The 8661-nt window shown below is 67.5% G+C and carries 9 protein-coding genes; all 9 read right to left on the bottom strand.

Annotation, left to right across the window (positions count from 1 at the left end):
• Window positions 1-27: 27 nt before the first annotated feature.
• Window positions 28-150, bottom strand: a complete 123-nt coding sequence (locus Q0C41_RS00550; RefSeq protein ID WP_291980480.1) for a hypothetical protein — start codon at window positions 148-150, stop codon at window positions 28-30.
• 636 nt (window positions 151-786) lie between these two features.
• Window positions 787-1278: a D-glycero-beta-D-manno-heptose 1-phosphate adenylyltransferase gene (rfaE2, locus tag Q0C41_RS00545; protein ID WP_291980479.1), complete on the bottom strand. Its 492-nt coding sequence runs from the start codon at window positions 1276-1278 to the stop codon at window positions 787-789.
• Window positions 1262-2686, bottom strand: a complete 1425-nt coding sequence (locus Q0C41_RS00540) for an ABC transporter ATP-binding protein (protein WP_291980478.1) — start codon at window positions 2684-2686, stop codon at window positions 1262-1264. The genes rfaE2 and Q0C41_RS00540 overlap by 17 nt, the downstream gene beginning before the upstream one ends.
• A gap of 5 nt (window positions 2687-2691) precedes the next feature.
• Window positions 2692-3489 carry an ABC transporter permease gene (locus Q0C41_RS00535; RefSeq protein WP_291980477.1) on the bottom strand — a complete coding sequence of 266 codons (798 nt, stop codon included), beginning with the start codon at window positions 3487-3489 and terminating at the stop codon, window positions 2692-2694.
• Window positions 3479-4225 carry a protein phosphatase 2C domain-containing protein gene (locus tag Q0C41_RS00530; RefSeq protein WP_291980476.1) on the bottom strand — a complete coding sequence of 249 codons (747 nt, stop codon included), beginning with the start codon at window positions 4223-4225 and terminating at the stop codon, window positions 3479-3481. The genes Q0C41_RS00535 and Q0C41_RS00530 overlap by 11 nt, the downstream gene beginning before the upstream one ends.
• Before the next feature lie 53 nt (window positions 4226-4278).
• Window positions 4279-4692, bottom strand: a complete 414-nt coding sequence (locus tag Q0C41_RS00525) for a F0F1 ATP synthase subunit epsilon (protein WP_291980475.1) — start codon at window positions 4690-4692, stop codon at window positions 4279-4281.
• Between the two features lie 18 nt (window positions 4693-4710).
• Window positions 4711-6165, bottom strand: coding sequence for a F0F1 ATP synthase subunit beta (gene atpD / locus Q0C41_RS00520; protein WP_291980474.1), 1455 nt, complete (start codon window positions 6163-6165; stop codon window positions 4711-4713).
• A 66-nt stretch (window positions 6166-6231) separates the two neighbouring features.
• A complete protein-coding gene (gene atpG / locus Q0C41_RS00515) occupies window positions 6232-7101 on the bottom strand; it encodes an ATP synthase F1 subunit gamma (RefSeq protein WP_291980473.1) in 870 nt (289 codons plus the stop codon).
• A 3-nt stretch (window positions 7102-7104) separates the two neighbouring features.
• A complete protein-coding gene (gene atpA, locus Q0C41_RS00510; protein ID WP_291980472.1) occupies window positions 7105-8622 on the bottom strand; it encodes a F0F1 ATP synthase subunit alpha in 1518 nt (505 codons plus the stop codon).
• Between the last annotated feature and the right edge of the window lie 39 nt (window positions 8623-8661).

Here is an 8661-nt window from a genome sequence, read left to right as displayed (position 1 = left end):
GCCGGCGGCTCGCCGCCGGCGCCCCCGTCAGGAGGTGGCGACGACCTGAGGCTCGTCCCCTCGTCGATCTGTCAGATTTTCAATCGGCGGATCTGTCAGATTTTCGCCCGGCGTTGACAGCGGGTCGATGTCATTGAGCCAGACGAGCATGACCCGACTCCAGAGCATAGGTCGTGCCTGGGTGGGGACGGTCCGCCCGTGCGCACATGTCGTCTGGAAGCACCATGTCCCATGCGAGTGGGCGCCGGGTGCCCGCGGGTGGGAAGACGCTACTCGAACAATTCAGCATGCAAAGTTCAGAATGAAGCTCAGCTCGGGGCACCGCCACGCTCCGCGCCAGGGCAGACTCCGCAACTCGGCTTCAAGTCCGCAGGGGCGCGCGCGTCGACGCAGCATCAGCAATTCAGAATTCAAGGTTCAGAATGAAGCTCAGCTCGAGCATCGCCATGCTCCGCGCGGGGCGGGCTCCGTCCGTCGACGTTCAAGGGCCGCCGTGGCGGGCGTCGAGGCCACGTCAGCAATTCAGAATTCACAGTTCAGAATGAAGCGCAGCTCGAGCATCGCCACGCTCGACGCGGGGCAGGCTCCGCATGTCGACGTTCAAGGTTCGCAGGGGCGCGCGACTCGAGGCCGCGTCAGCAATTCAGAATTCACACGTTGCTGGGCCAACCGGGCCATCGGAGTTCCAATGTCGGCGCAGGGAGCCCGAATTGCGCGACAGAGCCGTCCAGGTGGGCCTCGCGCTTCATTCTGAATTCTGAATGTCGGCGCGGCGTGCCTGAATTGCTACTGGCGGATCTTCCCGATGAGTCCCGTCGTGGAGTGCCCGACTTCGGTGGGCACGCGGACGACGCGACCACCGCGGGCCCAGACCGTGTCCCGCCCGACGATCTGATCGAGCGGCCAATCGGCCCCCTTCACCAGCACGTCCGGTTGCACGGCCGCGATCAGCGCGGCGGGAGTGGGTTCATCGAAGAGGGTGACCAGGTCGACCGCGGTGAGGCCGGCGAGGAGCTCGGCCCGATCGTCGGCCGGGTGCACGGGTCTGTCCGGCCCCTTGGCAGCCCGGACGGTGTCGTCGGTATTGACCGCCACGACGAGGTGGTCGCCTTCGGCCCGGGCCGCCTGGAGGTAGCGGAGGTGGCCGACGTGCAGCAGGTCGAAGACCCCGTTGGTGAAGACGACGGTGCGCCCCTCGGCCTGCCACGCGCGCACCTGCGCGACACACGCCTCACGCGAGACGACCCGCACCCGCTCGCCCTCAGGCCTGCGGCTCATCGTCCTTCATGTGCGGCCGCCAGCCCTCGGGGCCCTGCAACTGCACGAGACGCACCGACGAACTGAACGACCAGCGATGGCGTGGCCGGAAGAAGCCGACGTCCTTGATCGGCGACTTGACGCGGAAGGTGTACAGCTGCCGGTGGTAGTCGTACGGAAAGCCGTCCAGCTTGTGCACCGCCAGATCGAGCTTGTACGTCCCTTCGGTGAGCGCCAGGTCGTCGATGACGAATCGCGCCTCGCCGGTGCCGCTGATCTCCTGCGCCGACATCTCCTCGATGTTGGTGTTCGTGCCGTAGATGCAGACGCCATCGGCGTTGAAGAGGCCGATGCCGAACACGAAATCCTTCACCGGCGACTTCGCCGCCAGCTGCAGCCGGATGGTCATCGGCTCGCCGGAGTGGAAGACGTGGCCGGGCTCGCCCTGCGGATCCAGCAGGTCGACCTTCGTGATCTCGATGTCGCCCGATCCCCAGCGCCCCGCCTCGGCCTTGAACATGTCAGCCGGCGCTTCCACGTTGCCGGCGGTGACGCCATCCTCGGGCACACCGGCGTCGTGGCTGGGCACGGAGCTGCCAGCGCCGAGGTCGACCCGCTCGCGGGCCCGGGCGTCCTGCGAGGCGAGGAACGCCTCCTCGCTCTCCTCGACCTCGGTGACGTAGGCGTCGATGACGCGCTTGGGCACGCCGACGGCCTTGACCTTGCCCTTGTCGAGCCAGAGCGCCTCGTCACAGAACCGCTCGACGAGGCCGAGCGAATGCGTCACGAGCAGGATCGTCTTGCCGCGGCGGCGGAACTCCGCGAACTTGTCGAGGCACTTGTGGGCGAAGCCCTCGTCGCCGACGGCCAGGACCTCGTCCACCAGCAACACGTCGGGATCGACGTGGACGGCGACGGCGAACCCGAGGCGCATGTACATGCCCGACGAGTAGGTCTTGACCGGGGCGTCGATGAACGGCGCCAGCTCCGCGAACTCGACGATCTCGTCGAAGCGCCGCTCGATCTCGGCCTTGGACAGGCCGAGCATGATGCCGTTGATGAAGACGTTCTCGCGGCCGGAGATTTCGGGGTGGAACCCGGCGCCGAGCTCGATCAAGGCGGAGATCCGGCCGTTCACCGTGATCTTGCCCGTCGTCGGCTTGGCAATGCCGGCGACGCACTTGAGCAGCGTGCTCTTGCCGCTGCCGTTGCGCCCGATGATGCCGTAGGTGCGCCCGGCCTGGACGTCGAAGGAGACGCCGTCGAGGGCCCGGAAGGTCTCGTCCGGCTTCAGGTCGCGCACCAGGCTGCCACTCAGGATGGCGCTCTTGAGCGTCGCGAACTGCCGCTTGTGGGCGAACCGGCGATAGATCTTCGAGACGTTGTCGGCGTGGATGGCGAGCGATGAGGTCGTGGTCGAGGCGGGCATGGCGCTCACACCTCCTCGGCGAACGAGTCGCGCAGGCGATCGAAGAGGAAGTAGCCGAGGAGGAACAGCAGGACCGAGGCGACGAAGATCGCCAGCAGCCACTTCCAGTGGCCGAAGGGCCCCTCGTAGAACAGGATCTCCTGATAGGACACGGCGAAGTGCGAGAACGGATTGGCGTTCAGCACGGCCTTGCTGATCGTGCCCGGCGCCAGGTGCATCGGATAGATGATCGGCGTGGCGAAGAACCAGAGCGTCAGGAGGTTGCTCAGGATGTCCTTGATGTCGCGGAAGTGCACGGTCAGCGCCGCCAGCAGCAGGCTCAGGCCGAGCGTGAACAGCAACTGCACGGCCACGACGACCGGAAACCAGAGCACCTCGACGAAGCTGATCGTCGGACGGAACCAGATCAGGAAGGCCAGCAGGATCGGCAGTCCGAAGAAGAAGTGCATCATGTTCGACAGCACGGCGACGATCGGCAGGATCTCGGCCGGGAACAGCACCTTCTTGATCAGGTTGCCGCCGGCCATGAGACTGTTGGCGGCCTCGGTCAGCGACGACGAGAACCAGGTCCACGGCAGGATGCCGCAGAACAGGAACAGCGCGTACGGCTCGATCTCCGGCGGATGCGTGCCTGGCAGCACCACCGTGAAGACGAACGAGTAGACGACCAGCAGCAGCAGCGGGTTGATGAACGACCAGAAGAAGCCGAGGACGCTGCCGCGGTAGCGTGCCTTGAGCTCGCGCGTGACGAGACTCTGGATCAGCGCACGGTACCGCACCAGCTGACGCAGGTTATGGAACATCGATCTCCAGGATCAGCGTGGTGATGTTGTCGGGCCCGCCGGCGTCGTTGGCGTCGTCGATCAGTTGCTGACAGGTCAGCTCGAGATTGGCCACGGTGTCGAGCACCACGCCGATGCGGTCGTCGCCAATCACGCCGTGCAACCCGTCGGACGAGATGAGCAGGCGGTCACCGTGCTGCAGCGTCAGCGGCGAGAGCTCGACCTGTGGCGGGTCGGACGCCGACAGCGCGCGGGTGACGACGTTGCGCCAGGGGTGCTGGCGCGCTTCGATCGGCGAGAGCAGGCCCATCGTGACCTGCTCGGCGACCCACGAGTGATCGTGGGTCAGTTGCTGGAGCAGATGGTCGCGCCAGAGGTAGATGCGGCTGTCGCCGACGTGGCCGATGGCGCTGGACTCGGCGGAGATGAGCAGCGCCGAGGCGGTGGTGGCCATGCCGCGCAGGCGCGGGTTGCGCGCCGTCTGCTCGGAGATGGCCTGGCTGGCGCGTTCGAAACCCACCTGGAGGCGGCGCTCGGCCAGCGTGCACTGACGACTGTCCGGCGGCACGGCATCGCCGGCGGCGACGGCCGCCTCGATGGTGTCGACGGCCAGGCGCGACGCGATCTCGCCGGCGACGTGGCCGCCCATGCCGTCGGCCACCACGAACAGGCCGAGGTCAGGCCGGGAGCAGAACGCGTCCTCGTTGGAGGCGCGTCGCCGACCCGGGTGCGTTGCGGCGGCCCAGCGCACACGCATGGTGGCTCAGGCCCTCTGGCACGCCGGGACGGGCAGGGGCGAGGCGGCGATGGTCATTTGCCCCGGGCGCGTGACGCCACCTGGAGGCGGAGGACGGCCTTGTCGAGCGCCGTGCGCGCGCGATCGTAGTCGAGGTCGGCTTCGGTGCGCGCCAGGCGTTCCTCGGCGCGCGTGCGGGCCGCCTCGGCCCGCGCGACGTCGATGTCCTCGGCGCGCTCGGCCATCTGCGCGAGCACGGTGACGGCGTCGGGCAGCACCTCGGCGAAGCCGAAGGCGATCGCCAGCACCTGCGTGTCCGTGCCGGACCGGTAGGTGAGGCGCCCGACGGTGAGGGTGGCGAGCATCGGGGTGTGCCCAGGCAGCACCCCGAAGTATCCCTCGCTGCCCGGCAGCTCGACGTCGTCGACCTGGACGCGCACGAGTTCGCGTTCCGGCGTGACGATGCTGAGCGTGAGCTGGCTGGCCATCGATTCGTTGCCTTCCGCTTACTTCAGGGAGGCGGCCTTCTCGATGGCCTCCTCGATGGTGCCGACCATGTAGAACGCCTGCTCCGGCACGTCGTCGTGCTTGCCGTCGACCAGTTCGCGGAAGCCGCGGATGGTGTCGGCGATGGTGACGTACTTGCCCTTGAAGCCGGTGAACTGCTCGGCGACGTGGAACGGCTGGCTGAGGAAGCGCTGGATCTTGCGGGCGCGCGACACCGTCAGCTTGTCCTCTTCCGACAGTTCGTCGAGACCGAGAATCGCGATGATGTCCTGCAGGTCCTTGTAGCGCTGCAGCACCTGCTTGACGCGGCGGGCGACGTCGTAGTGGTCGTCGCCGATGATGCGCGGATCGAGAATGCGCGACGTCGAGGCGAGCGGGTCCACCGCGGGATAGATGCCCAGCGAGGCGATGTCGCGCGACAGGTTCGTCGTCGCGTCGAGGTGGGCGAACGTCGTCGCCGGGGCCGGGTCGGTGTAGTCGTCGGCGGGGACGTAGATGGCCTGCACCGACGTGATCGAGCCCTTCTTGGTCGACGTGATGCGCTCCTGCATCTCGCCCATCTCGGTGGCGAGCGTCGGCTGGTAGCCGACCGCGCTCGGCATGCGGCCGAGCAGCGCCGACACCTCGGACCCCGCCTGCGTGAAGCGGAAGATGTTGTCGACGAACAGGAGGACGTCCTTGCCCTCGGCGTCGCGGAAGTACTCGGCGACGGTCAGGCCCGTCAGGGCGACGCGCAGACGGGCGCCCGGCGGCTCGGTCATCTGGCCGTAGACCAGCGCGGCGCGCGACTTGGACGGGTCATCGACGTTGATGACGCCGCTCTCCTGGAACTCCAGCCAGAGGTCGTTGCCTTCGCGGGTGCGCTCGCCGACGCCGGCAAACACCGACACACCACCGTGCTTGAGCGCGATGTTGTGAATCAGTTCCTGGATGATGACCGTCTTGCCGACGCCGGCACCACCGAACAGGCCGATCTTGCCGCCCTGCAGGTACGGCTCGAGCAGGTCGATGACCTTGATGCCCGTCTCGAACATCTCGAGCTTGGTCGACTGCTCCTCGAGCGACGGCGCGGCCCGGTGGATCGGCCAGTTGTGCTCGGAGACGACCGGGCGATCCGGATAGTCCACCGGTTCGCCGAGCACGTTGAGCACGCGACCGAGCGTCGCCGGGCCGACCGGCACGGTGATCGGCAGCCCGAGGTCGAGCGCTTCCATGCCGCGCTGCAGCCCGTCGGTCGGCTTCATCGCGACCGCACGCACCCGGCCCTCGCCGAGGTGCTGCTCGACCTCCGCGACGATGTCGGTGTGCGGAGCGCCGTCGACGCCCGGCACGGTGACACGCACCGCGTTGTAGATGGCGGGCAGATACCCGCCCTCGAACTCGATGTCGAGCACCGGCCCGATGACCTGAACGATGCGTCCGACCCTGTGCTGCTCGGCTGTTGCGTTGCTCATAAGTTTCCCTGCGGCGGGCACGCCCGACGCCGACTACGCTCGGCGTCCGTCGGACGAGTCCGACGGCTACAGCGCCTGCGCGCCCGACACCACTTCGATGATTTCGCGCGTGATGGCGGCCTGACGCACCTTGTTCATGTACAGCGTCAGCTTGTCCACCATCTCCTGCGCGTTGCGCGTGGCCGCATCCATCGCGGTCATGCGCGCCGCCTGCTCGGCCGCCGCCGACTCGAGCAGCGCGCGGTACACCTGGATCTCCACGTGCCTCGGCACGAGCGACGTGAGGATCTCCTGGGCGGACGGTTCGTACAGATAGTCCACCTGCGGCCCCGTCACGCCGCCGTTGTCCGGCGTCAGGCGCGGCAGCGGCAGCAACCGCTCGACCACCACCTTCTGCGACATCACCGACTTGAACTCGTTGTACAGCAGGTAGACCGAGCTGACCCGCCCCTCGGTGAACGCCTCGATGGCGGTCCGGGCGATGTCCTGCGCGTGCGCGTACTTGACGTGCTGGAAGATGTTGACGACTTCGTAGCGCACGTCGACGTTGCGACGCATGAAGAAGTCGCGGCCCTTGCGGCCGACCAGCGCCATCGCGACGTCGCGATCGGTGGACTCCTGCCGGAACGTCGACGCCTGCTTGATGATGTTGCTGTTGAAGCTGCCGCACAGCCCGCGGTCGGCCGACACCACGATGAGCAGCGGCGGTGCCCCGGAGGACGTCGACTCGCTCAGCAGCGGATGGGCGTCGTGATCGACGCGCGCCGCCAGGCTGTTGAGCACGCGCAGCATCTGCTGGGCGTAGGGACGCGCGCCGATGACGCGGTCCTGCGCCCGGCGCAGCTTGCTCGCCGAGACCATCTTCATCGCCTTGGTGATCTGCTGCGTCGACTTGACGGCGCGGACCCGGCGACGGATGTCAATGAGGGAAGGCATAGGCTAGCGGGTGCGCGCCAGGAAGTCCTTCGTGTACTCCTCGGTGGCATCGATGAGCTCGGCCTCGATCTCCTTCGAGATGTCCTTCTGCTCGGTGATGCCGGAGAGGATGCCCGGACGCCGCGACTCGAGATAGCCGTAGAAACCGTCTTCCCACGCACCGACGTCGGGCAGCTCCACCTTGTCGAGGTAGCCGCGCGTCGCGACGAACAGGATGGCGACCTGCTTGGCCACCGACAGCGGACGGTACTGCGGCTGCTTCAGCACTTCCACCAGACGCACGCCGCGATGCAACTGCTGCTGCGTCGTCTTGTCGAGGTCGCTGCCGAACTGCGCGAAGGCCGCGAGGGCGCGGTACTGCGCCAGGTCGAGTCGGAGCGATCCGGCCACCTTGCGCATGGCCTTGATCTGCGCCGAGCCGCCGACGCGCGACACCGAGTTGCCGACGTTGATGGCCGGACGCACGCCCTGGTGGAACAGGTCGCTCTCGAGGAAGATCTGGCCGTCGGTGATCGAGATGACGTTGGTCGGGATGTACGCCGACAGGTCGCCGGCCTGCGTCTCGATGATCGGCAGCGCGGTCAGCGATCCGCCGCCCATGCTGTCGTTCAGCTTCGCCGCGCGCTCGAGCAGGCGCGAGTGCAGGTAGAACACGTCGCCCGGGTACGCCTCGCGACCGGGAGGACGCCGCAGCAGCAACGAGATCTCGCGGTACGCCATCGCGTGCTTCGACAGGTCGTCGTAGATCACCAGGGCGTGACGACCGCTGTCGCGGAAGAACTCGCCCATCGTGCAGCCGGAGTACGGGCTGATGTACAGCATCGGCGCCGGGTCGGACGCGCCCGCCGCAACGACGATGGTGTAGCGCATCGCGTCGTTCTCTTCGAGCGTGCGCACGACCTGGGCGATCGTCGACTGCTTCTGGCCAATCGCCACGTAGATGCAGATGACGCCGGTGTCCTTCTGGTTCAGGATGGCGTCGACCGCGACGGCGGTCTTGCCCGTCTGGCGGTCGCCGATCAGCAGCTCGCGCTGCCCACGGCCGATCGGCACCATGCCGTCGATGGCCTTGATGCCGGTCTGCAGCGGCTCGCGCACCGGCTGACGATCGACGACGCCCGGCGCGATGCGCTCGATGGGCGACATCTGCGACGTCAGGATCGGGCCCTTGCCATCGACCGGCTGGCCGAGGGCATTGACGACGCGGCCGAGCAGTTCGTCGCCGACGGGCACCGAGATGATGCGGCCGGTGCGACGCGCCTGGTCGCCTTCGCGAATCAGCTTGTAGTCACCGAGGAGCACCGTGCCCACCGAGTCCTCCTCGAGGTTCAGCGCGATGCCGAACACGCCGTGGGGGAACTCGATCATCTCGCCGGCCATGGCGCGCTCGACGCCCTGGAGGCGCGCGATGCCGTCGCCGATGGACAGCACCGTGCCGACCTCGGCCACGTCCACCGTGGACTGGAGGCCGCCGATCTGCTCGCGGATGATGCGGGAGATGTCGTCTGCTTTGATGGTCATGGTTCAGCGTTCGGTGTGAAAACCGCGGTACGCCCGAGG

The sequence above is a fragment of the Luteitalea sp. genome (assembly GCF_022842525.1).
Taxonomy (GTDB): Bacteria; Acidobacteriota; Vicinamibacteria; order Vicinamibacterales; family Vicinamibacteraceae; genus Luteitalea.
The sequence above is the reverse complement of the archived record's forward strand: the minus strand, read 5'-3'. Positions and strand labels throughout refer to the sequence as shown.

What these genes read in the sequence shown, in the direction of transcription:
- Q0C41_RS00550 (WP_291980480.1), bottom strand. Translation starts at nt 150, where the DNA reads ATGCTCGTCTGGCTCAATGACATCGACCCGCTGTCAACGCCGGGCGAA.
- rfaE2 (WP_291980479.1), bottom strand. Translation starts at nt 1,278, where the DNA reads ATGAGCCGCAGGCCTGAGGGCGAGCGGGTGCGGGTCGTCTCGCGTGAG.
- Q0C41_RS00540 (WP_291980478.1), bottom strand. Translation starts at nt 2,686, where the DNA reads ATGCCCGCCTCGACCACGACCTCATCGCTCGCCATCCACGCCGACAAC.
- Q0C41_RS00535 (WP_291980477.1), bottom strand. Translation starts at nt 3,489, where the DNA reads ATGTTCCATAACCTGCGTCAGCTGGTGCGGTACCGTGCGCTGATCCAG.
- Q0C41_RS00530 (WP_291980476.1), bottom strand. Translation starts at nt 4,225, where the DNA reads ATGCGTGTGCGCTGGGCCGCCGCAACGCACCCGGGTCGGCGACGCGCC.
- Q0C41_RS00525 (WP_291980475.1), bottom strand. Translation starts at nt 4,692, where the DNA reads ATGGCCAGCCAGCTCACGCTCAGCATCGTCACGCCGGAACGCGAACTC.
- atpD (WP_291980474.1), bottom strand. Translation starts at nt 6,165, where the DNA reads ATGAGCAACGCAACAGCCGAGCAGCACAGGGTCGGACGCATCGTTCAG.
- atpG (WP_291980473.1), bottom strand. Translation starts at nt 7,101, where the DNA reads ATGCCTTCCCTCATTGACATCCGTCGCCGGGTCCGCGCCGTCAAGTCG.
- atpA (WP_291980472.1), bottom strand. Translation starts at nt 8,622, where the DNA reads ATGACCATCAAAGCAGACGACATCTCCCGCATCATCCGCGAGCAGATC.